This window comes from Caulobacter sp. SLTY, from assembly GCF_009905535.1.
GTDB lineage: Bacteria > Pseudomonadota > Alphaproteobacteria > Caulobacterales > Caulobacteraceae > Caulobacter.
This window is the reverse complement of record NZ_JAAALA010000043.1, coordinates 1-20174: the sequence shown is the minus strand read 5'-3', so window position 1 is coordinate 20174 and position 20174 is coordinate 1. Positions and strand designations below refer to the sequence as shown.

Annotated in this window: 24 protein-coding genes and 1 tRNA gene; 8 read left to right on the top strand and 17 right to left on the bottom strand. The window is 68.3% G+C overall.

Translation table 11 applies throughout. The features are described 5' to 3' along the window. Position 1 precedes the first annotated feature (1 nt). Both GVN21_RS18725 and GVN21_RS18720 read right to left on the bottom strand, forming a co-directional pair. Complete coding sequence (locus tag GVN21_RS18725) at positions 2–1531, bottom strand: MBOAT family protein (RefSeq protein WP_166576262.1); 1530 nt, start codon at positions 1529–1531, stop codon at positions 2–4. Positions 1532–1601: 70 nt separating this feature from the next. Beyond that, positions 1602–1691, bottom strand: a tRNA-Ser gene (locus GVN21_RS18720). Positions 1692–1808: 117 nt separating this feature from the next. Here GVN21_RS18720 and GVN21_RS21270 point away from each other — a divergent pair. The 5 genes from GVN21_RS21270 to GVN21_RS18695 are packed head-to-tail and all read left to right on the top strand — an operon-like array spanning position 1809 to position 5868. After that, complete coding sequence (locus tag GVN21_RS21270; RefSeq protein WP_166576261.1) at positions 1809–2624, top strand: septal ring lytic transglycosylase RlpA family protein; 816 nt, start codon at positions 1809–1811, stop codon at positions 2622–2624. Between the two features lie 35 nt (positions 2625–2659). Further along, on the top strand, positions 2660–3298 hold the full coding sequence (gene tmk, locus GVN21_RS18710) for a dTMP kinase (RefSeq protein WP_166576260.1): 639 nt from the start codon (positions 2660–2662) through the stop codon (positions 3296–3298). Beyond that, positions 3291–4286 carry a DNA polymerase III subunit delta' gene (locus GVN21_RS18705; RefSeq protein WP_166576259.1) on the top strand — a complete coding sequence of 332 codons (996 nt, stop codon included), beginning with the start codon at positions 3291–3293 and terminating at the stop codon, positions 4284–4286. Before tmk ends, GVN21_RS18705 begins: the two co-directional genes overlap by 8 nt. Further along, the gene (locus GVN21_RS18700) at positions 4286–5065 is read left to right on the top strand and encodes a TatD family hydrolase (protein WP_166576258.1); all 780 of its coding nucleotides are present in this window, start codon (positions 4286–4288) and stop codon (positions 5063–5065) included. The genes GVN21_RS18705 and GVN21_RS18700 overlap by 1 nt, the downstream gene beginning before the upstream one ends. After that, complete coding sequence (locus GVN21_RS18695; protein ID WP_205690174.1) at positions 5062–5868, top strand: MBL fold metallo-hydrolase; 807 nt, start codon at positions 5062–5064, stop codon at positions 5866–5868. The genes GVN21_RS18700 and GVN21_RS18695 overlap by 4 nt, the downstream gene beginning before the upstream one ends. Before the next feature lie 141 nt (positions 5869–6009). Here the strand turns inward: GVN21_RS18695 and GVN21_RS18690 are convergent, their stop codons facing one another. From GVN21_RS18690 to GVN21_RS18670, 5 genes are all read right to left on the bottom strand, one after another. Beyond that, on the bottom strand, positions 6010–6690 hold the full coding sequence (locus GVN21_RS18690) for a hypothetical protein (RefSeq protein WP_166576256.1): 681 nt from the start codon (positions 6688–6690) through the stop codon (positions 6010–6012). Between the two features lie 12 nt (positions 6691–6702). Beyond that, positions 6703–7002 carry a hypothetical protein gene (locus GVN21_RS18685; RefSeq protein ID WP_166576255.1) on the bottom strand — a complete coding sequence of 100 codons (300 nt, stop codon included), beginning with the start codon at positions 7000–7002 and terminating at the stop codon, positions 6703–6705. A gap of 55 nt (positions 7003–7057) precedes the next feature. Further along, positions 7058–7492, bottom strand: a complete 435-nt coding sequence (locus tag GVN21_RS18680; RefSeq protein WP_166576254.1) for a hypothetical protein — start codon at positions 7490–7492, stop codon at positions 7058–7060. A gap of 425 nt (positions 7493–7917) precedes the next feature. Next, positions 7918–9306 carry an amidase family protein gene (locus tag GVN21_RS18675; RefSeq protein ID WP_205690173.1) on the bottom strand — a complete coding sequence of 463 codons (1389 nt, stop codon included), beginning with the start codon at positions 9304–9306 and terminating at the stop codon, positions 7918–7920. A gap of 168 nt (positions 9307–9474) precedes the next feature. Beyond that, the gene (locus tag GVN21_RS18670; protein WP_166576253.1) at positions 9475–9747 is read right to left on the bottom strand and encodes an HU family DNA-binding protein; all 273 of its coding nucleotides are present in this window, start codon (positions 9745–9747) and stop codon (positions 9475–9477) included. Between the two features lie 140 nt (positions 9748–9887). On the opposite strand from GVN21_RS18670, the gene GVN21_RS18665 reads away from it, so the two are divergent. The 3 genes from GVN21_RS18665 to mazG all read left to right on the top strand — a co-directional run bounded on the left by GVN21_RS18665 (position 9888) and on the right by mazG (position 12696). Beyond that, the gene (locus tag GVN21_RS18665; RefSeq protein WP_166576252.1) at positions 9888–10379 is read left to right on the top strand and encodes a hypothetical protein; all 492 of its coding nucleotides are present in this window, start codon (positions 9888–9890) and stop codon (positions 10377–10379) included. A 111-nt stretch (positions 10380–10490) separates the two neighbouring features. Continuing rightward, positions 10491–11915, top strand: coding sequence for an MFS transporter (locus tag GVN21_RS18660; protein WP_166576251.1), 1425 nt, complete (start codon positions 10491–10493; stop codon positions 11913–11915). After that, the gene (gene mazG, locus GVN21_RS18655; RefSeq protein ID WP_166576250.1) at positions 11890–12696 is read left to right on the top strand and encodes a nucleoside triphosphate pyrophosphohydrolase; all 807 of its coding nucleotides are present in this window, start codon (positions 11890–11892) and stop codon (positions 12694–12696) included. The genes GVN21_RS18660 and mazG overlap by 26 nt, the downstream gene beginning before the upstream one ends. On the opposite strand, the gene GVN21_RS18650 is transcribed toward mazG, so the two are convergent. The 10 genes from GVN21_RS18650 to GVN21_RS18605 form a co-directional block, all read right to left on the bottom strand. Next, the gene (locus GVN21_RS18650; RefSeq protein WP_166576249.1) at positions 12693–13076 is read right to left on the bottom strand and encodes a hypothetical protein; all 384 of its coding nucleotides are present in this window, start codon (positions 13074–13076) and stop codon (positions 12693–12695) included. The genes mazG and GVN21_RS18650 overlap by 4 nt on opposite strands. Positions 13077–13140: 64 nt before the next feature. Next, positions 13141–13482: a hypothetical protein gene (locus tag GVN21_RS18645; protein ID WP_166576248.1), complete on the bottom strand. Its 342-nt coding sequence runs from the start codon at positions 13480–13482 to the stop codon at positions 13141–13143. After that, positions 13479–15017: a GMC family oxidoreductase gene (locus GVN21_RS18640; protein WP_166576247.1), complete on the bottom strand. Its 1539-nt coding sequence runs from the start codon at positions 15015–15017 to the stop codon at positions 13479–13481. Before GVN21_RS18640 ends, GVN21_RS18645 begins: the two co-directional genes overlap by 4 nt. 35 nt (positions 15018–15052) lie before the next feature. Beyond that, positions 15053–16510: a M56 family metallopeptidase gene (locus GVN21_RS18635; protein ID WP_166576246.1), complete on the bottom strand. Its 1458-nt coding sequence runs from the start codon at positions 16508–16510 to the stop codon at positions 15053–15055. After that, positions 16500–16868, bottom strand: coding sequence for a BlaI/MecI/CopY family transcriptional regulator (locus GVN21_RS18630; RefSeq protein ID WP_166576245.1), 369 nt, complete (start codon positions 16866–16868; stop codon positions 16500–16502). Before GVN21_RS18630 ends, GVN21_RS18635 begins: the two co-directional genes overlap by 11 nt. 88 nt (positions 16869–16956) lie before the next feature. Beyond that, entirely contained in the window at positions 16957–17352 is a 396-nt protein-coding gene (locus GVN21_RS18625) for an energy transducer TonB (RefSeq protein ID WP_166576244.1), read from the bottom strand. Positions 17353–17426: 74 nt separating this feature from the next. Continuing rightward, positions 17427–17960, bottom strand: coding sequence for a GNAT family N-acetyltransferase (locus GVN21_RS18620; RefSeq protein WP_166576243.1), 534 nt, complete (start codon positions 17958–17960; stop codon positions 17427–17429). Next, a complete protein-coding gene (hflX, locus tag GVN21_RS18615; protein WP_166576242.1) occupies positions 17957–19270 on the bottom strand; it encodes a GTPase HflX in 1314 nt (437 codons plus the stop codon). Before hflX ends, GVN21_RS18620 begins: the two co-directional genes overlap by 4 nt. Then, positions 19267–19512, bottom strand: coding sequence for an RNA chaperone Hfq (gene hfq, locus GVN21_RS18610; protein ID WP_166576241.1), 246 nt, complete (start codon positions 19510–19512; stop codon positions 19267–19269). Before hfq ends, hflX begins: the two co-directional genes overlap by 4 nt. Positions 19513–19622: 110 nt before the next feature. Continuing rightward, a partial coding sequence (locus GVN21_RS18605) for an aminotransferase class IV (RefSeq protein ID WP_205690172.1) occupies positions 19623–20174 on the bottom strand: 552 nt, incomplete at its 5' end.

The window sequence follows — 20174 nt, the reverse complement described above, 5'->3', positions numbered from 1 at the left end:
CTCAGTACCCCATGTAGATGAAAGGCGTGCGGTAGGCGATCATCGACAGCGCGCCGAGCAGCAGCCCGGCGACGAACAGTCCCCACAGCAGGGTCGGCCGCCACTCCACACGCAGCGGGCCGGGTGTTGTCGACGGGTTGTTCCAGGTCCGAATGCCAGGCCGATAGCGGCGCAGCAGCTCCTGCGAGTTGGGCGCCAGCCAGATCAGCGCAAAGGCGCCGGCCACCTGCGCCGCCGCCGGCCAGTTCACCGGCGCCGGCGCGGTAAGGGGCAGGGCCTGGACGAGACTGGCGAACACCTGAAGGTCCGCCGACCGGAATAGCGCGAAGGTCAGCATTAGCGGCAGGATCGTCAGCGCCTGACCGACCCTGAGCCGGAACGTATCGGTGGTCGCCTTCTTGAAGCGACGCCACCGCTTGGTGGCCCTGACCTCCGTTTCCAAAATGAACCAGAGCCCGTGGATCAGCCCGAACAGCATGAAGGTGGGCAGGGCCGCGTGCCACAGGGCGATGACCTGGAAGTTGACCAGCATCGGCCCCCAGGCCGACAGGGCCCGCGCCGCCGGTATCGGCAACGCCTTCTCCGCGGCCGTCCTCGCGCCCCACAGGGAGAGCGGCGTGAACAGGAACCGCCCGATCACCCGGGTGAGGGTGATGTGCCAGCGGCGGTAGAAGTCGGCGATACCGCTGGCTCGCAGGGGGCTGTCGAAATTGAACGGCAGTCGGATACCGAATAGCCGGGCCAGACCCAAGGCCATGTCGCTGTAGCCGGAAAAGTCGAAATACAGCTGGGCGAAATAGCCGGTCACCGCCAGCCAGGCCTGAGCGCTGTTGGCGGGCGCGCCCTGCGCCAGGCCGTCGAACACGGGGGCGGTGATCCGGCCCAGGGAGTCGGCGATGACCACCTTCTTGAACAGGCCGATGGCGATCAGGGTCAGTCCGACCTCCAGGTCGGTGCGCTTGAAACGGCCGAACCGTTGCGACAGCGCCTGCGGCCCGAACTCCGACAGATAGGTGATGGGGCCGACGACCAGTTGCGGGAAGAAGGTGTGGAAGGCCCCGAAGCGGACCATCCCCCCCACCGGCCGGCCGGCGGGCAGGTATTGCACCACGCGGCGATCAAGGTTGAAGGCGTCGACCAGCAACGCCGCCTGCTGGAACGTATAGAAGGAGATGCCGACCGGAATGGCGCTGCCCTCTGTCGCCTGGGCCAGGCCAACCATCGGCGCCAGATACTTGAACAGCGCCAGCGTGCCGAAATTCCACGCCTGGGCGCTCCAGAACAGCCCGACTCGCAATCGCTGCCGCGTTCCCGGCAGGCGGATCAGGGCCAGGCAGACAGCTCCGTTGATGAGCGTCCCCGCCGCCATCAGGGTGAAGACCCGGAGCCCGTAGGCCGCATAGAACAGGCAGGACGCAATCAGGACGGCGACCAGCGCCGCGTCCTTGCCCCAGATGCGCGCAGCCGCCCAGAAGCCCAGCAGGGCCAGTGGAACAAAGAAAAGCAGGAAGGCCGGTTCGGTGAACGCCACTCGGCAGATGTGCCCGAAGACGTCATGGCCAACAAGCAGCCTTCCGGCCGGCTCGTTTGACCGGGGCTGCTGGCGGACAGGGTGGGATTCGAACCCACGGTGGGCTCACACCCACGGCGGTTTTCAAGACCGCTGCCTTAAACCACTCGGCCACCTGTCCTTCCGGAGGCGGGGCTATAGCAGCGGTGGAGCCTGCGCCAAAGGGTTTGAGCGTCATTAACCTCGTTCCAACCGGCGGGCGCCTATCGTGGTCGCCGGACTGGAAGGGGATCGCGCGATGTGGCGCTCCAACCCTTGGCGACTGGCGGTGATCCTGGCGGCGGGCGCGAGCCTGGCGGCCTGTGCAGGCGCGCCTAAGCCGAAGATGTCGGGCCGGCCCAGTGCGCAGACGCCATCCCCCGGTAGCGGCGGCAAGCGGGTTCCGGGGACCATGCGGCCCTATCAGGTGCGCGGCATCTGGTACACGCCGAAGGATCAGCCCAACTACAACGAGGTGGGCGAGGCCAGCTGGTACGGCCAGCAGTTCCACAACAAGCAGACGGCCAATGGCGAGACCTTCGACATGTGGGTGGTTTCCGCCGCCCACAAGACCCTGCCGCTGCCCAGCATCGTCGAGGTGACCAACCTGGACAACGGGCGGAAGATCAAGGTGCGGGTGAACGACCGGGGGCCGTTCGTGTCAGGCCGGATCATCGACATGTCGCGGGCCGGGGCCGACGCCTTGGGCTTTTCTGGCAAGGGGACCGCGCGGGTGCGGGTGCGCTACGTCGGACCGGCGCCGGAGCGGGGAAAGGACCGGACGCTGCAGTATGCCGGCGTAGTGGCCGATCCGGAGCCGCGTCGTCCGGTGGAGGGGCGCGGCGGCGACTGGGCGGTTCAGGCGGGGGCCTTTGCCGACCGGGGCAATGCCGAGAAGGCGGTGAACTCGCTGCGCGATGTCGGCCGGGCGCGGATCGTGCCGCTGCAGCGGGACGGGCGGACGCTTTACCGGGTGGTGGTCGAGTCCGGGCGTGACGCCGAGGACGCGGCGCGGCTGCGGGAAGCGGTCGCCGCCCTCGGCTTTCCGGACGCAAAGTTGATCGCCGGGCGCTAGACTCATCGGCCGTTCCAGTCGATGGGTCTGGACCCATGGCACGTGGATTCTTCATCACCTTCGAGGGCGGCGAGGGCGCCGGGAAATCGACCCAGGTGCGCCGGTTGGCCGAGCGGTTGAAGGCGCTTGGGCATGAGCTGGTGCTGACCCGCGAACCCGGCGGCTCGCCCGGAGCGGAGGCGATTCGCGACATCGTGCTGAACGGGCCGCCGGAGCGTTGGTCCCCGGTGACTGAGACCCTGCTGATGTATGCCTCGCGTCGCGACCACATCGAGCGGGTGATCCGCCCGGCGCTGGCCGACGGCAAGGTGGTGATTTGTGATCGGTTCGCCGATTCGACGCGGGCCTATCAGGGCGCGGGCGGGCAGGTGGATCCCCGGCTGATCGATACGCTGGAAACCACGGTGCTGGAGGGGCTGAAGCCCGACCTGACCCTGATCCTCGACCTGTCGGTCGAGGAGGGGCTGGCGCGGGCGATGAGCCGGGGCGGGGGCGAGGACCGGTTCGAAGCCAAGGGGGCGGCGTTCCATGAGCGGCTGCGCCAGGCCTTCCTGGAGATCGCCCGCAACGATCCCGGCCGCTGTGTGGTGCTCAGCGCGGACCGTTCGCCGGAGGCCGTCGAGGCCGACATCCGGGCGGCGGTGGAACCGCGGCTGGAGCGGGTGGATGGCTGAGGGCCTGCACCCGCGCGATACGATGCGGCTGCTGGGCCATGAGGCGCAGGAGGCGGCGTTCGTCGCGGCGCTGGACTCCGGGCGGCTGCACCATGCCTGGCTGCTGACCGGGCCTGAAGGGGTGGGCAAGGCGAGCTTTGCATACCATGCGGCCCGGCGACTGCTGGGTGCGCCGTGGGATGGGGTAGGGGGGCCGCTGTCGTCCACCCCGGACCATGTGGCCAGCCGGCTGATGGCCGCGCGGACCCATCCGGACCTGATGGTGCTGGAGCGGGTGGGCGAGGACGGCAAGGTCCGAAAGGTGATCCCGGTCGATGAGGCGCGGCAGCTGCCCGAGTTCTTCTCCAAGTCGCCGGCCCAGGCGCCGTACCGGGTGGCCATCGTCGATGCGGCCGACGACCTGAACGTCAACGCGGCCAACGCCATTCTGAAGACCCTGGAGGAACCGCCGCCGCGCGGGGTGCTGCTGCTGGTCAGTCATGCGCCGGGGCGGCTGCTGCCGACGATCCGGTCGCGGTGCCGCACCCTGGCCTTCCGAACCCCGGACGAGGACACGGCCGAGGCCATCGTCCGCGAACGCTCGGGCCTGGATGGCCACGACACCGCCCGGCTGGTGAAGATGGCCGGCGGGGCGCCAGGGCTGGCGCTGCGGATGGGCGAATTGGGGATGCTGGCCATCGATGATACGGCCCATGAGATGCTGAACAGCCTGAAACACCCCAATCCGGCGCCCCTGCTGGCCCTGGCCGACAGTTTCCGGGGCGGGGAGGGGGCTGAGCGGTTCCAGATGTTGTTCGAGCGGCTGAGCGACCGGGTTCGCACCATGGCCACCGACCAGGCGATGAGCGGGCAGGGCGACGACCTGGACCGCTGGGCCGACGTCTGGGACCTGCTGCAGAGCATCCCGAGGGAGGCCGAGGCGCTGAACCTGGACCGGGCTGACAGTTTCTGGACCGCTGTGCGGGCCTTGAGGCGCGCGGCCGCCTGATGCTGATCGACAGCCACGTCAACCTGCACGCCCCCCAATTCGCCGACGACCAGGCGGAGGTGATCGACCGCGCCCGCGCCGCCGGGATCGGGATGATGGTCACGATCTGCGACAAGGTTTCGTCCTTCGAGGCGGTGCACGCCATTGCGATGGCCCATGGCGACATCTGGGCGACGGTCGGGACCCATCCGCACGAAGCCAAGGAAAATCAGGAGCTTAGGGCGGAAGAGCTGATTCGGTTGGCCGGGCGGCCGAAGGTGATCGGCATCGGCGAATGCGGCCTCGACTTTCACTACGACCTCAGCCCACGCGACATTCAGGCGGCGGTGTTTCGCCAGCATGTCATCGCGGCGCGGGAGACCGGGCTGCCGCTGGTGGTTCATACCCGCGAAGCGGACGAGGTGATGGGCGACATCCTCGAAGAGGAATACGCCGCCGGGCCGTTCAAGCTGCTCATGCACTGCTACACCAGCGGCCCGGAGCTGGCGCGGCGGGCGGCGGCGCTGGGGGCCTGGTTCTCGGTGTCGGGCATCGCCACCTTCAAGGCCGCCGAGGATGTGCGGGCGGTCATTGCCGACATGCCGGCCGACCGGATCATCCTGGAGACCGACTGCCCCTATCTGGCGCCGGTTCCAATGCGCGGGCGTCGCAACGAACCGGCCTATCTACCTCATATCCTTGGGAAACTGGCCGAGGTTCGGGGGTGGACCCTGGAGGAGGCCGAACAGCGGACCGAGGACGCCTTCTTCGCCCTGTTCGACCGGATCCCCAGGCCTTGAGCCGGCTTGAGGTCACCATCCTCGGCAGCGGCTCGTCCGGCGGCGTGCCGAGGGCCGATGGAAACTGGGGCGCCTGCGATCCCGCCGAGCCGAAGAACCGGCGGCGGCGCTGTTCCCTCCTCCTTCGACGTTTGGGGGAGGGGCCTTCGACCACGGTGGTGATCGACACTTCTCCCGATTTCAGAGAACAGGCGATATCGGCGCAAGTACAACGGCTTGACGCAATACTCTTCACCCATGACCATGCCGACCAGGCGCACGGGATCGACGACATCCGCGCCTTCGCCATCAACCAGCGCAGCCGGATTCCGGCCTGGATGGATGCGAGAACGTCGGAGATCCTCACGCGCCGGTTCAATTACATATTCCAATCGACTGGCGGCTATCCGGCCATCTGCGAGGCGCGCGCCATTCCGGGGCTGGGCGTGCGGTTCGAGGTCGAAGGGCCGTCAGGACCGATCCCGGCCGTGGCCTTCGATGTCGAGCATGGCGAGATTCGCTCGCTGGGTTTCCGTTTCGGAGCCGTGGCTTACACACCGGATGTCAACGGCCTGCCGCAGTCGGCCTTCGATGCCTTGGAGGGCGTGGACACCTGGATCGTCGATGCGCTGCGTTACACGCCGCATCCGACCCATGCGCACCTGGAACAGACGCTGACCTGGGCGGCGGAGGTGAAGCCGCGCCGGACGATCCTGACCAATCTCCATATCGACATGGATTTCAAACGCTTGCAGTCGGAGCTTCCGGCCGGTGTCGAGGCAGGGTTCGACGAGCTGTCGTTCGAGGTCGAACTGGACGACTAAGGCTGGCGCCGGTCCGCGGCGATCGTTTTCAAAGGTGTTTGGGGTGTCGGGGCGCTCTTGAGTATCGCCCGAGTATAATTATTTCCGATAATATATCTTAGGCGAGAAACGTTTCGGGCTGCCGCTCACGCTCGGGCTGGCTCATGTTATCCAACCGCATGTCATCCGCGCTGTCCCCTGGTGGCAGCCGGGGCATGAAAGAGCATCGCCTGCGTCGTCGATCATGTCCGACGCGCCGCAGGCTTCACATGCTAGTTGAGAGGGACAAACCCGGACATCGGAAGCAGGCGCGGGCTGGCTTGCCGCCAGCCACACCCAGGCTTGACGATGGTGGCAGGCACCTTCCCCCTCGCCTTCGACGTCCCGCACATTAGCGGCCGCATAGAAAACGCGGTCGCTCTGCAGCGGGCCGTAGTCTGGGTTGGGAATCGACTCTAGGAAGCGCAGGCTCCCCACGACGCCGTCAGGCTCAAGCTTATCCAGTTGGTCCCGTATCCGATCATGGCCGTCGCGCTCGATCAGAACGAACGGGGCGCTGCGAATGATTTCCAGCGCCTCGGCGCTCGAAACGCCGCGATTTCTGCGAAGCCATCGCGCCACAGTCGCGACGGCACCGGCGAGCACGTCCGTCAAGACGAGCTCATACAGCTCAAACCGTTCTGGCCCTCGGTCGGGCGCGGCGTACTCGATGGCATGCTGGCGGCCACATGCGCCACAGACAGACAAGCTCTTTCCGACAAAGCCGTCCGGCATGGAATGATAGTGATAACCGCCCAGCGTGAAGCACAGGCGGCAGGCGTCGCAGCGGTAATCGGCTGGCAAGATGACGGCCTCTTAGCGGTTGCGCTCGACGTTGTGGTTGACGATGACCGGGACCATGCAGCCGCCGACCAGCCGCATAACAGCCCTCTCGTGTCGCGCGCGGGGCGCGGCGCCGAGTGGGATGACGCGCTGGGGCGCGACCTTCGAGGTTTTCTGGACTTCGGACCAACAGGCTTCCGGCTGACCGGAGAGCACGAATTCCCGGATGCCAAGCTCCTGGGCCGTCGGCGGCTTAGCCGACCTCTGGGCCTGCTGCTGGGCTACGGCGGGCGTGGCGGCCGCCAGGGCCAGAATCACAATGGTCTTGCGCATGACGGTGCTCCTGGCGGGATTGTACACGCAGGGGCTGAAAACGTCCCCTGCCCTATCAGCGGCCGGTCCCGACGGTCTTGCCGACCAGGGACGCGGCATCAGGCGCCTTGCCCACCCCGCCGGCCGGGGCGACGCAGCGTTGCCGGCCATCAGCGCCGGTGCGGGGGGCAATGGACTGGATGGTGTCGCCGTCCGGGGCATAGGTAGCCAGGTACTGGCAGCCGGTGGCGATGTCGGTGAGAACGAAGAGGTTGCCCTCTGCGGTGGCGGTGCGGGTAAAGCGGGCCCCGAGGGCGGCGTCGCGGACCAGGCCGCCGGGATCCTGCGCCGCGCGTTCAGCGAGTTCGGCGCCCTGCTGGAGCTTTTCGCTGGCTTCGCGGGCGGTCGCGGCGGCCTGGTCGACCTGGTCGATGGCCCCGGCGACGTCTTCGCAGGCGGTCAGCAGGGCGGCGGACAGCAGCAGGGCGGCGAGGGGGAGGATGCGGGTCATGGTCGTCTTCCTTCGGGCCAGGCGAAACACAACGACGCCCGACCCCCGCGGCCCTGACCGGGGAAGGCGTCGTCGGTCTGACCAGTACGGATCGGTCGATCCGCCTCCATCGCCAGGGTCCTTGGACCGCGTGCTGGTGACGATGGTTCCGCTGGAGGCGCGGACGGCTACTCCCCGAAGAGCGGGTCGGTTGTTGCCTGGCGATCGGGGTTTGTAAAGTCCCCTGCCCGCCCTCGTTCGCTTCCCAGTAGAGGCATAGACTTCGGCGGCCCTCGATGCCCCTCTCCCTGAGGGAGAGGGAGGGACCCGCCGCGCAGCGGTGGAGGGAGAGGGTTTACGAAAGAAAACCGTCCAGCACCGTAAACCCTCCCCCTCCCCCCTCCCTCAGGGAGGGGGGCGCCAAGACCACTGCCGGCTGGTTGGGTTCAACGCGCCGGCGGGGGGCGGAAGCCGCCGAAGGCTTCTTCCAACAGGCGGGCGACGTGGATGGTGGTGCGGTCTTCGAGGGCCGCGCCGATGACCTGGGCGCCGATGGGCAGGCCGTCGGCGCTGAGCCCGAAGGGGATTGCGGTGGCGGGCAGGCCGAGCAGCGTGGCGATACCGGGCCAGGCGAGCTGGTCGAAATAGGGGGTCGGGGCGCCGTCGATGATGTGGACGCGGCGGGCGGTGTCCGGCTCGTCGTCATGCGGGTAGGCGGTGCGGCCGAAGGCGGGCGCGATGACCACGTCGAAGGTCTCGGCCAGCACGGCCCACTGGCGCTGGAGGCCAAGCTGAGCGTCCAGGAGACCGAGCCAGCCGTGGGCGTCGACCGGGGCGGGCTGGGGGCTGCCGCGGGTCATGACGGTGTTCAGCATGGCGCCGTAGGTGCTGTGAAGGGCGGCCAGGTCCGGGAGCAGCGGGCTGGCGCGGGAGACCTTGACCCCTGCCCCTTCCAGGTCGGCGGCGAGGCGGGCCAGGGCCGCGCGCACTTCACCGTCGGTCGCGGCGATGGGGTGCTGGTCCAGGATCAGGACGCGGTAGTCGAACAGTCGGGCGTGGCGCGGGGCCGGGAGGACCAGGCGCCAGCCGGTGGCGGCGTCACCGTCGGGGCCGGCCAGGACGTCCATGGCCAGGTCCAGGTCGGCAGCTGTGCGGGCCAGGGGGCCGACCACGGCCAGCGGGGCCGGCGCGCCGTCGATGCCCGGCGGCTGGTGGCCTCGCGAGGGGACGATCTCGTAGCTGGGCTTGTGGCCGTAGACGCCGCAGAAGGCGGCGGGGACGCGGATCGAGCCGCCGATGTCGGAGCCGAGCTCAAGTGGGCTCATGCCGGAAGCCACGGCGGCCGCCGCCCCGCCGGAGGAGCCGCCGGGGGTGCGGTCGAGGTTCCAGGGATTTCGGGAGCGGCCGTAGATCGGGTTGTTCGACTGCCAGTCCGACAGGAAGGGCGGGACATTGGTCTTGCCGAGGATGATGGCCCCGGCGGCCTTCAGGCGGGCCACGGCCACCGCATCGCTCGCCGCCTTCCAGTCGCCGAACATCGGGGTGCCCCAACAGGTGCGCAGGCCGGCGACATTGTTGGACTCCTTGACTGTCATCGGCACGCCGAGCAGCGGGGCGCTCTGGCCTCCCGCCAGGGCGGCGTCCGCGGCGCGGGCGGCCTCGCGGGCGCGGTCGAAATCGCGGACGACCACGGCGTTGAGGGCTTTGTCGCGGATCTCGATGCGAGCGATGGCGGCTTCGGTCAGCTCAAGGGCGCCGACCCGGCGGGCGGCGAGCGCCTCGGCCATGGCGCCGGCGGACTGGTCGAGGAGGTCGGGAGACAGGGTCGGGCTCATGGAACGATGATAGGCGAAGGCCTGGGCCGTTCGCCAGCGATCAATCGCGTGACGGGCGAGTAGCTTCCCGGGCTCTCCCCTCCTCCGTCCTCCTGAGGCGTGCCGATACGCGAACGCCCACGACGGTCTCCCGTCGTGGGCGCTGGAACAGCCTTGTGGACTGGTCTCTTAGAGAGCGTCCTTCAGGGCCTTGGCGGCCTGGAAGGAGACCTTCTTGCTGGCGGCGATCTGGATCGTCGCGCCGGTCGAGGGGTTGCGGCCGGTGCGCGCCGGCTTGTTCTGAACCTTGAACTTGCCGAAGCCGGGGATGGAGACCTCTTCACCCTTCACGGCGGCGTCGCGGATGGCGGCGAAGACGCCGTCAACAACGGCCTTGGCTTGAGCCTTGGTCAGTTTGTCGTCCTTCGACGCGACGGCGTCGATGATATCAGCGGTATTCAATGGATTCCCTCCACATATCAGAATCAGCCCCCGAACCTGCCAAGGCCCGGGGACGCTGTCACTAGGTAACAGCGGGCTGGCGGTTCCGTAGAGGTGCGCTATCTTTATGTCGAGGGGACGATTTGACGAGGAAGACGCAGATGCGCATCGCAATCCTGGCCGCCACAGCCGCCTTGGCCACCCTCCCCGCCCTCGGCGCGGTGGCTGCGGAGCCGCAGGTGACCGTCACCTATGGCGCCAAGCTGCAGGACAAGATCGACGAATACGGCGCCCGCGACGTCGATCGGCTGGCGGAGGATCTGAGGGAGTCCGTGCTGAAACGGGCGGCCAAGACGCCGGCCCTGGACGACGCCACCATCGAACTGGTGCTTGAGGATGTTGTCCCTAACCGCCCGACTATCCAGCAGATGTCAGACAAGCCGGGCCTCTCCTACGATAGCTTCGGGGTCGGCGGGGCCTCGATCAGCGGTACGGTGACCACCGCCGACGGGCGGACCGCGCCGGTGTCCTATCGCTGGTACGAGACCGACATTCGCTGGGCCTATCCGTCGTCCACCTGGTCGGACGCGCGGCAGACTTTTGATCGGTTCGCCCTGCGGCTGGCTCGCAACGCGGCGGGCGCCGGCAACTGACTGCTCAATTTGGCGTGACACCTGACCGCCAATTCACTTGCCAGAGAGGCGTTGGCGCGGTGTGATCGCTTAACGGCGATCACATACGCCGAATCCCATTGGCGAGGTTCTATGGCGGACGGTCGGCGTTCCATCGGCACACTGGCGGCGTTCGCCGGGCCCTGCATTCCCCTGGCGGCCTTCGGGCTGCCGCTGGTGATCACCGTTCCCACCTATTATTCCGAGACCCTGGGGGTGAACCTGGCGTTGGTCGGCTATGCCTTCCTGGCGGTGCGCCTGCTAGACGTCATCTTCGATCCGATCTTCGGCACGGTGCTGGACCGGACGCGGTGGTCGTTCGGGCGGTTCCGCAGCTGGCTGGCGATCAGCGTGCCGATCCTGATGGGGTCGATCTACATGCTCTTCTTCGCCAAGGAGGGTGTGGGCTTCTGGTACCTCTTCACCACCCTGCTGTTCGTCTATGGCGGATATTCGATCGCCGTTCTGTCGCACACCTCATGGGCCGCGACCCTGTCGACGGACTACAATGAGCGGTCGAAGGTGTACGGCTGGTGGCAGACGTTCAACGTCGTTGGGATGATCTGCATCCTCGGCCTGCCGATCATCCTGGGACTTGCCCAGCTGGTGAAGGGGCCGGACGATGTCATCCAGTACCAGGGGTGGTTCATCCTGGCGCTGCTGCCGATCATGGTCGGCATCGCCGTCTGGCGGGTCAAGGAGACGCCGTCCAAGTCGGTGTCGCATGCCCATGACGCGACCCTGGCTGACTATTTCCGGCTGATCCGACGCCCAACCGTGGTGCGGATCCTGCTGGCCGACCTGTTGACGGGCCTGGCGCCGGGGATCACCGGCATCCTGTATTTCTTCTACTTCACTCGGGTGAAGGGGTTCACCGGCATCGAGCCGATCGCCCTGCTGCTGGTCTATTTCCTGGCGGCGGTGTTCGGGGCGGTGATCTGGACGACCTTGGCCAAGCGAACCGGCAAGGCCAAGGCGCTGATCGCCGGCTGCGTGGTCTATGCGATCGTGCAGTTCGTGGTGGTCATGCTGCCGGCGGGGAACTTCCTGCTGGCCATTCCTTTCCTGATTGCGGCCGGCCTGCCCTTCTCCGCCGGGCCGCTGCTGTTGCGCTCGATGATGGCCGACTATGCCGACGAGGAGCGGCTGATGACCGGCCAGGACCGCACGGGCCTGCTGTACGCCATCCTGACGGGGACGGTGAAGATCGGCACGGCGCTGGCCTCGCTCAGCCTGATCACCCTGGAGGCCATCGGCTTCGACGCCAAGACCCCGGCCCTGAGCACGCCGCTGTCGATGCAGGGGTTGGAATACCTCTACGCCTTCGCGCCGGGGATCATCGGGCTGCTCGCCGCCGCCTGCATGATCGGCTATCCCCTGACCGAGGCGAAGCACGCCGATATCCTCCGCCAGCTCGGCGAGAAGGACGGCGCCGTGCCCCCGCCACAACCCGAAGATCTGGTCGCTGTACAGCCGGTATCCATAACGCCCGATGTCCTCCCCAAACCCGCCGACTGATCGGCCGATAGACCGGCTGCTCGCCGTCATGGCCCGGCTGCGCGATCCTGACGGGGGCTGCGCCTGGGACCTGGAGCAGACCTTCGCGACCATCGCGCCCTATACTGTGGAGGAGGCCTATGAGGTGGCCGACGCTATCGAGCGCGGCGACCTGAGGGACCTGAAGGACGAGCTGGGGGACCTGCTGTTCCAGGTGGTGTTCCACAGCCGGATGGCCGAAGAACAGGGCGCATTCGCCTTCGACGACGTGGCCGAGGCGATCGTCGACAAGATGCTGCGCCGGCATCCGCACGTGTTCGGCGACGTCGAGGTGCGGTCGGCCCAGGAGCAGACCCAGGCGTGGGAGGTGATGAAGGCGAGCGAGCGGGCGGCCAAGGCGAAGACCGGCGTGCTGGCCGATGTACCCGCCGGGCTGCCGGCGCTGACGCGGGCGGTGAAGCTGACCAAGCGGGCGGGCCGGGTGGGGTTCGATTGGCCCTCGCCTGCCGAGGTGATCGCCAAGCTGCACGAGGAGGTCGGCGAGCTGCAGGCGGAGATCGAGGCCGGCGACAAGGCAAAGATGCGGGAGGAGCTGGGCGACCTGCTTTTCGTGGTCGCCAACCTGGCTCGCAAGCTGGACGTCGAGCCCGAGGACGCCCTGCGCGCCACCAATGCCAAGTTCGCCCGGCGCTTCGCCTTCATCGAGGCGGAACTGGCCAAGGACGGGCGGACGCCCGAGCAGTCGGATCTCGCCGAGATGGACGGGCTGTGGAACGCGGCAAAAGCGGCGGAAAAGCTTTAGGCGTCCCTTGCCGGCCCCGTTCCGAAGGCGAACTGGACACGGCGGCCCTCGACCGGCTTGCCGTCACCGTCCTTGCTGGCGGCCTGGTAGCGGCCGGCCAGCTCGCTGACGAAGGCGCCCTGCCCACTGCCCTGTTCCTCGGTCACGACGCAGTCCTTCGGACGACCGCGGGCGTTGATCACGCATTCGACGACCGCGTGGCCCTGGTGGACGCCGTGGTCGCCGGCCAGCTTGCTGATCTGCAGCATGTCGGGCTTGACCACCCATTTGAGCTTGGCCCCGCCGTCGATGGCCTTCGGGACGGGCAGGCGTTGGGCCGCGAAGCTCGGGGCTGGCGACAGGCAGGCCGTAACGAAGGCGGCGAGGATCAAGCGGCGCATCTGTAGCTCCCCCAAAGGCGGTTGAGACTGCCCGAGCGGCGCGATGCCGGCAAGCCCGTCAACGCTAGGCTGTCAGGGCCAGCAGGCCGAACAGCGCCCCTTCAGTATCGGCCAGGCGCCAGCCGCGATGGCGAAAGACGCGGCCCTGGCGGAAGTCGTCGGCGACCTTTAGGCGCAGGCGTTCCAGGGTGGCCGGGGACCAGCCCTTTGGGGCCAGGCGGCGGGTCAGGGCGGCGGCTGTGGCGCCGGGATTCTCTTTCAACCAGGCCTGGCCGATGCGGCCGCCGGCGGTCTTGTCGAGGCCGGTCAGAAGTGAGGGCTCGGCGGCGAGAACCGGCATGGCTGCGCTGGCTGCGCCAGCGGACAAGGCGGAGAGGAAGACGATCAGGTCGCGGCGGGCGATCATCGGGTGGCTCCGAGCTGGGGCTTGAGGTGGTCGGCCAGGCGGATGGCCAGGGCCAGGAGGGTCAGTGTCGGGTTGGCGATGCCGGAGGTCGGGAACACCGAGCTGCCGGCGATGTGCAGGTTGGCCAGGCCGTGGACCTTGGAGTCTGCATCGACCACGCCGCGTTTGGGGTCCGGGTGCATGCGGGTCGCGCCCATGTGGTGGCGCGAGGCATTGCCGATGGCGACCAGCGCCGAACGCTCGCCGGGCCAGCACAGACGGCCCTTGCCACGAGCGCCCAGGGCGTCGGCCAAGCCATCGACGGCGTGTTCGAGGCCGTCGAGGTCGGCGGCGGAATAGGTCCAGTCCATGTGAATGTGGGGAAGGCCGAGCGCGTCCTTCTCCGGGCGCAGGGTGATGCGGCTGTCGGGATTGGGGAAATGCTCGGCCATCAGGAAGCAGCCCACCAGGGGTCCCCTACCCTGCCCCGCCTTGCCGTCCAGTGTGGCGGCCAGCGCTCCGATGGCGGCGGTTTCCTCGGCCACGCCGCCTGGGGCCGGCGGGCCGGCGTTGGCGTAGAGGGTGCAGGTGAAGTTGCCGCTGTTCAGCCGCTTCTGGCCCTCCAGAGTGGCGGCGAACACCGACTGCGGGCCGCCGCGCTTGAGGTTGATGTATAGGGCGGTGGGCTGGCCGGGGGAGAGCTGGATGGCGGAGCCTTCGGTCTCGGCGTTGCCGTCGACGGCGTAAACGACGTGGGCCTGGAAGAAGCGGCCGACCAGGTCGTGGCCATTGCCGACGCCGGCCGGGGCGCGGTCGTTGGAGGCCAGCAGCAGGCGGACGTTCTCGATGCCGCCGGTGGCGAGGATGTAGGACTTCGCCGCTGTGCTGTGGCGGCGGCCGTTCAGGCAGGCGATGTCGAGGGTTTCGACCCGGTCGCCGGCGGCGTTGAGGCCGATGCGCGTGACGTTGGCGTGCAGGTAGACGTCGACGTTGGGCGCTGACGCGAACTCCGTTCTGAAGCGGTCGAAGGCGTCTTCGTCGGTTCCGCCGGAGTAGCGGGTGAAGACGCGAGGGGCGGAGAAGAAGTCTGGGCCGACATCGATGGCCGGGCCGGCTGGCGGCGCGTTTGGCGGGAAATGGGGGATTTCGAGGAGGTCGCAGGCGCGGTCGTAATAGGGCTGCAGATCCTGGCGGGTGATCGGCCAGCCACTGTGCGGGATCCAGGGGCGTTCGGCGAAGTCGGAGGGGTCGAGCGGCACGCACTTGCCGCCCCAGACCATGCCGGAGCCGCCCAGCACGCGGGTGCGGGACTGGACCGGATAATTGTTGAGCTCGCGGTCGGGATTGCCAGGGGCGCGGACGGTGGCCGAGCCGACGTAGAATTCCTGTGCGTCCATGTCGATGTCTCGGCCGCCGGCCTCAAGGACGGCGATGCGGACGGACGTGCCGAGGAACTGGCGGGCGATGGTGATGCCGGCCAGGCCGCCGCCGACGATGATCAGGTCGGCCTCGATACGGCTGGCGTCAGGCAAGGCTTGGGCGTCGATGAGCGCCATCGTGTTTCCTTCGTCGATGTGGATGGGGTGCGGCGCTAGCCGGTCGCGCCGCGGGATCGCAGGTAGGCGGCCATCTCGGTGCGTCGCCATTCGGTGGCGATGCTGAGGGGGGAGCGGACCTTGCCGGGGCCATTGCCGGAGGGGACGGTGAGGTTCACCTCGGCGCCCTGGTCGATCAGGTAGGCGGCGATAGCCAGGTGTCCGCCGCGCGCCGCGCCGATAAGCGGGGTCTCGTCATATAGGACGAAGCCGTTGACGTCGGCCCCGGCCTCGACCAGCGCCTGGACGACCTCTAGGTGGCCGTGGTCGGCGGCGGCGATCAGCGGGCTGCCGTCGCGGGACAGGGAGAGGTTGGGATCGGCGCCGGCCGCGAGAAGCAACTGGACAAGGTTGAGCCTTCCATGGCGCGCGGCCTCGATCAGGGGCGTGCCTTCGCCGGGCAGGCGTTGGTTGACGTTGGCGCCGGCCTGGATGAGGCGGTCGGTTTCGGCGGGGTCCTTGGCGCGGATGGCCTTGAACAGGGCTCGGGCGAGGAGCGCGTCGCCGGTGGTGCGGTATTCGACTGTGCGGGGCGGCTGGGCGGCCCAGGCGCCGATCGCCCCGCCGGCGGCCACCAGGCCGATGGCGATAGCCCCCGCCAGACGGCGGGCCGGGCCGTGGGGGCGGACCTTCAGCATGCCGAACCGCTCCTTCAGCTGGCGGGCGGCGCCGGCGGGCCAGTGGCAGCCGAGCGGCGGGGCGTTGGGGGCCAGCTGGGTCTTGAGCATCACCTCGCCGTAGCGGCGGCGCTCGCCGGGGTATTGCGCCAGGACGGCGGCGTCGCAGGCGATTTCCTGGTCGACCCTCAGGCAGTTGGCGGCGAGGTGGACCAGGGGGTTGAACCAGAACAGGCATTGCAGGGCGGTGACCAGCGCGTTGATCTGGGCGTCGCCACCGGCCAAGTGGGCCTGTTCGTGGGCCAGGACGACCCGCTGCTCGTCCGGGGTGAACTGGCGGTCGAAGTCGGCGGGCAGGACGATCCGCGGACGGAGCACCCCTACCACCGCCGGGCCGACGCCGGGGCGGGCGGCGCGGAAGGTCCGTGCGCCCTCGCGACGCAGGTCGCCGAGGGAGTTCAGGAACCGGGCTTGTCGGCCACCCTGGATGACCAGGCCAAGGACGACGCCGCCGAGCCACAGCAGGGTCAGCGCCTTCCAGGCCGCGTCTCGCGATATCCGGCCTTTGGAATTGGCTACCGGTGCTGAGACGCTCTGGGCCGGAGTCGCCGGCTGAACTTGAGCCGCGCCGATCGATGGGACGATGCGGGTCTCGGTGACGACCCGGGCGGGCATCAGCACGGCCAGCACCGCCAGCGGGACCACCGCCCAGAGGGCGTAGGCGTGGCGGGGGCCGGCCAGTCGCCGCACCGGCAGGCGGAGGGCCAGGACAAGCAGGATGACGGCGGCCAGGGCCAGGTTGATCTCGAGCAGCAGGGCGATGAGGTCACCGCTCATTGTCGAGGTCCTCGACCAGGGCGCGGAGCTCGGCGATGTCCTGCTCGCTCAGGGCCTGGCGCTTGGAGAAATGGCTGACCATCGGGGCCAGACGGCCGTCGAACAGGCGGTCGAGCAGGCCCTGGCTCTCAGCCTGGACATAGTCCGGGCGCGAGACCAGCGGTTGGTAGAGGAAGCGGCGGCCGTCCTTCTCGGCCGCCACCGCGCCCTTCTTGAGCAGCCGGTTCAGCAGGGATTTGACGGTGGCCTCGGTCCAGCCCTGGGGATTAGCCACCTCGGCGACGATGTCCTCGGCCGCCAGCGGACTACGCCCCCAGAGGGCCTCCATCACCAGACTTTCCGCGCCACTGATCCGCAAGGCCATCATCCTTTCGACGGCCAATCGATTACACGCATGAACGATCGTGTCAACGACCGATTACGCGTGTGATCAAAACGGTGCGTGCCTACGGGTGGCTGCCGCTGCCGCCCTTCTCGAGGGCATACTTCAGGCGGACCTTGCGGCCCTCGACGGGCTTGCCGTCAGCGTCCTTGCTGGCGGCCTTGAAGTTGCCGGCCAGGTCGGTGACGAATCGGCCGAAGTTGTTGCCTTCTTCCGAGATCACCGTGCAATCCTTCGGACGCCCGGCGCTGTTGATCACGCATTCAACCGTGGCGCGGCCGTGTCGGGCGCCGTCGTCATTGGCCAGGGCGGAGGTCTTGTCGGAGTCCGGGCGGATGACCCAGCTCAGCTTGGCGCCGCCGTCGATCGACTTGGGCAGCGGGACCAGCGGCGGCGGGGCGGCGAGCGCGCTGGTGGCGACGAGGCAGGCGGCGGCGGTCACGGTGAGAAGAGTACGCATCGATTTCCCTTTGAAGCGGTGGCGGACCCTGCGCCCGGATGGCGCCGGCGGCAAGGATTTGGTGGCGAGGGAAATCAGTGTTGTCCGAGCCATTCGGCGGCGCTCACCCCGTACTCGACTTCGCCCTCTTCGGCGCCGGGAATGGGATCGTCGTGCGGCTCGTCATAGGTGCGCAGGTGGCGCATGCCGAGCTTTGCCATGATCCGGCGGGAGCCCAGGTTGATGGCCATGGTGGTGGCATGGATGGCGGTCAGGCCCTGTGCGCGGAAGCCGTGATCGACCAGGGCGGCGGCGCCTTCGTGGCCAAAGCCTTGGCCCCAGGCGTGGCGGTGCAGCCGGTAGCCGAGCCAGCCGACGCGGTCGTCGCCGACCCAGAGGCTGAACCAGCCGATGAACCGTTCGTCGGCGAAGGCGGCCCAGACATCGTCTTCGGTTCCGCGAGGCATGCGGAAGGGCTGGTCGTCGACCGGCGGTGGGTGGCGCGGGGTCGGGCGGCCGCCGTTGAGGTAGCGCATCACCTCCGGGTCGCGTTCGAGGCTGTAGAGGTCTTCCTCGTCGGCGGGGGTCACCGGGCGTAGCAGAAGGCGCGCGGTGACCAGCTCCGTCACGGCACGACGACCTGCGCTGAGGGAAACAGCCGCTCGAACCGGCCCAGCGCCTGGCCGTCGAGGCGAGCGCGGACGGTCATGCCGCCATCGGCCGCGTCGTGGCGGTCGGTGACCCGTCCGTGGCGGTAGAGCCAGGCCAGGGCCTCGCCGGCGCCGGGCTCCAGGGTGACGTCGATCTCCGGCGTCTCGTCGACCAGCAGGGCCAGCTCATTGAGCAGGGCCTCGCAGCCCTGGCCGGTGATGGCGGAGGCCACCATGGCCCCGTCGCGACGGGCGGCGCCTTCCACGTCGGCGCGGTCCTCCTCGGGGACGAGGTCGATCTTGTTCCAGACCTCGATCAGGGTGACGTCATCGGCTTCGGGGTCGAGGCCGATCTCGTCGAGCACCTTTTCGACGTCGGCGGCTTGGGCGTCGCTGTCGGGGCTGGCGATGTCGCGCACGTGGAGGACGACGTCGGCCTCCTGCACCTCTTCCAAGGTGGCGCGGAAGGCCTCGACCAACTCGTGCGGCAGGTCGGAGATGAAGCCCACCGTGTCGCTGAGGATGGCGGGACGGCCGCCGGGTAGCTTCACCGTGCGCAGGGTCGGGTCCAGCGTGGCGAACAGCATGTCCTTGGCCAGCACCTCGGCGTCGGTCAGCCGGTTGAACAGCGTCGACTTGCCGGCGTTGGTGTAGCCGACCAGGGCGATGGTCGGGTACGGCGCCTTCTGGCGGGCCGTGCGGTGGAGGGTGCGGGTGCGGCGCACCTCCTCCAGCTCCTTCTTCATCTTCACGATGCGATCGGCGATGCCGCGGCGGTCGAGCTCGATCTGGGTTTCGCCAGGACCACCCGTGCGGCCGAACCCACCGGACTGGCGTTCAAGGTGCGTCCAGGTTCGGACCAGGCGCGAGCGCTCGTAGGCCAGCCGGGCCAGTTCGACCTGCAGCTTGCCTTCGCGGGTGCGGGCCCGGCGCGCGAAGATCTCCAGGATCAGGCCGGTGCGGTCGATGACCTTCACCTTCCAGGCCTTCTCCAGGTTCCGCTGCTGGACCGGCGTCAGCTGGTCGTCCACCACCACGACGTCGATTTCCTCGACCTCGCAGAGCAGGCGCAGTTCCTCGACCTTGCCGCTGCCGAACAGGGTGGCCGGGGTTTTCCCGCGGAGGGGAACGATCAGGGTTTCGGCGATCTCCAGGTCGAGCGCCAGGGCGAGGCCGACGGCCTCTTCCAGTCGAGCCTGGGGATCACGGGCGTTCGCCCCTGCCCTCACCGGATGGATGACGAGGGCGTGTTGAACGGGGACGCTGTGGTCGATGTGGTTCTGGGTCAATCGTCCTGCTCGGGACCCGGCTCGTAGAGCTGAACGGGCTGGGCCGGCATGATGGTGGAAATCGCGTGCTTGTAGACCAGTTGGCTCTGTCCATCCCGCCGCAGCAGGACGCAGAAATTATCGAACCAGCTGACCACGCCCTGCAGCTTTACGCCGTTGACCAGGAAGATGGTCAGAGGCGTCTTGGACTTGCGCACGCTGTTGAGGAAGGTGTCCTGCAGATTCTGCTTCTTGTCGGTCATCGGGGGTTATCCCTCTTTCTTGGTTCGGCCGGCACAGCGCCGACCACACACGGAGTTCAGTGTTAGGCCGCCGGTCCATAACGCGGCAACGGCGGTACTGGGTTCAAACGTCAGATGCCCGCATTCTGGGCGTGCTGGATATAGAGGCCCCGGAGGCGGAGCGCCATCTCTCCCGGATGACCATTGGCGATCGGCTTGCCGTCGATGGAAGTGACCGGGGTGACCAGGGTTCCGGCGCCGGTGATGAAGGCCTCTTGAGCGTCCAGCGCCTCGGCGGGGGTGAAGGGGCGCTCCTCGACCTTCAGGCCGGCGGCGGCGATCACGTCCAGCAGGCTGTGGCGGGTGATGCCGCGCAGGATGTTGGCGCCGGTGTCTCGGGTGACCAAAACGCCGTCCTTGCGGAGGATCCAGGCGTTGGAGGAGGCGCCTTCGGTGATGAAGCCTTCGGGATCGACGAACCAGGCTTCCGCCGCGCCCTGTTCTCGCGCCGCCTGCTTTGCCAGGACGTTGGGGAGCAGACCGACCGTCTTGATGTCGCAACGGCCCCAGCGGTTCTCCGGCAGGGTGATAACCCCGACGCCGGCCTCGGCCTTGGCGTTGGTGGCGGCGCGAGAACAGGGCGCGGCGGAAGCCTGGTTCGTCGATCCCGAAGGCTTCATCAC

What these genes read in the sequence shown, in the direction of transcription:
- GVN21_RS21270 (WP_166576261.1), top strand. Translation starts at nt 1,809, where the DNA reads ATGTGGCGCTCCAACCCTTGGCGACTGGCGGTGATCCTGGCGGCGGGC.
- tmk (WP_166576260.1), top strand. Translation starts at nt 2,660, where the DNA reads ATGGCACGTGGATTCTTCATCACCTTCGAGGGCGGCGAGGGCGCCGGG.
- GVN21_RS18705 (WP_166576259.1), top strand. Translation starts at nt 3,291, where the DNA reads ATGGCTGAGGGCCTGCACCCGCGCGATACGATGCGGCTGCTGGGCCAT.
- GVN21_RS18700 (WP_166576258.1), top strand. Translation starts at nt 4,286, where the DNA reads ATGCTGATCGACAGCCACGTCAACCTGCACGCCCCCCAATTCGCCGAC.
- GVN21_RS18685 (WP_166576255.1), bottom strand. Translation starts at nt 7,002, where the DNA reads ATGCGCAAGACCATTGTGATTCTGGCCCTGGCGGCCGCCACGCCCGCC.
- GVN21_RS18680 (WP_166576254.1), bottom strand. Translation starts at nt 7,492, where the DNA reads ATGACCCGCATCCTCCCCCTCGCCGCCCTGCTGCTGTCCGCCGCCCTG.
- GVN21_RS18675 (WP_205690173.1), bottom strand. Translation starts at nt 9,306, where the DNA reads ATGAGCCCGACCCTGTCTCCCGACCTCCTCGACCAGTCCGCCGGCGCC.
- GVN21_RS18665 (WP_166576252.1), top strand. Translation starts at nt 9,888, where the DNA reads ATGCGCATCGCAATCCTGGCCGCCACAGCCGCCTTGGCCACCCTCCCC.
- GVN21_RS18660 (WP_166576251.1), top strand. Translation starts at nt 10,491, where the DNA reads ATGGCGGACGGTCGGCGTTCCATCGGCACACTGGCGGCGTTCGCCGGG.
- mazG (WP_166576250.1), top strand. Translation starts at nt 11,890, where the DNA reads ATGTCCTCCCCAAACCCGCCGACTGATCGGCCGATAGACCGGCTGCTC.
- GVN21_RS18650 (WP_166576249.1), bottom strand. Translation starts at nt 13,076, where the DNA reads ATGCGCCGCTTGATCCTCGCCGCCTTCGTTACGGCCTGCCTGTCGCCA.
- GVN21_RS18645 (WP_166576248.1), bottom strand. Translation starts at nt 13,482, where the DNA reads ATGATCGCCCGCCGCGACCTGATCGTCTTCCTCTCCGCCTTGTCCGCT.
- GVN21_RS18640 (WP_166576247.1), bottom strand. Translation starts at nt 15,017, where the DNA reads ATGGCGCTCATCGACGCCCAAGCCTTGCCTGACGCCAGCCGTATCGAG.
- GVN21_RS18635 (WP_166576246.1), bottom strand. Translation starts at nt 16,510, where the DNA reads ATGAGCGGTGACCTCATCGCCCTGCTGCTCGAGATCAACCTGGCCCTG.
- GVN21_RS18625 (WP_166576244.1), bottom strand. Translation starts at nt 17,352, where the DNA reads ATGCGTACTCTTCTCACCGTGACCGCCGCCGCCTGCCTCGTCGCCACC.
- hfq (WP_166576241.1), bottom strand. Translation starts at nt 19,512, where the DNA reads ATGACCGACAAGAAGCAGAATCTGCAGGACACCTTCCTCAACAGCGTG.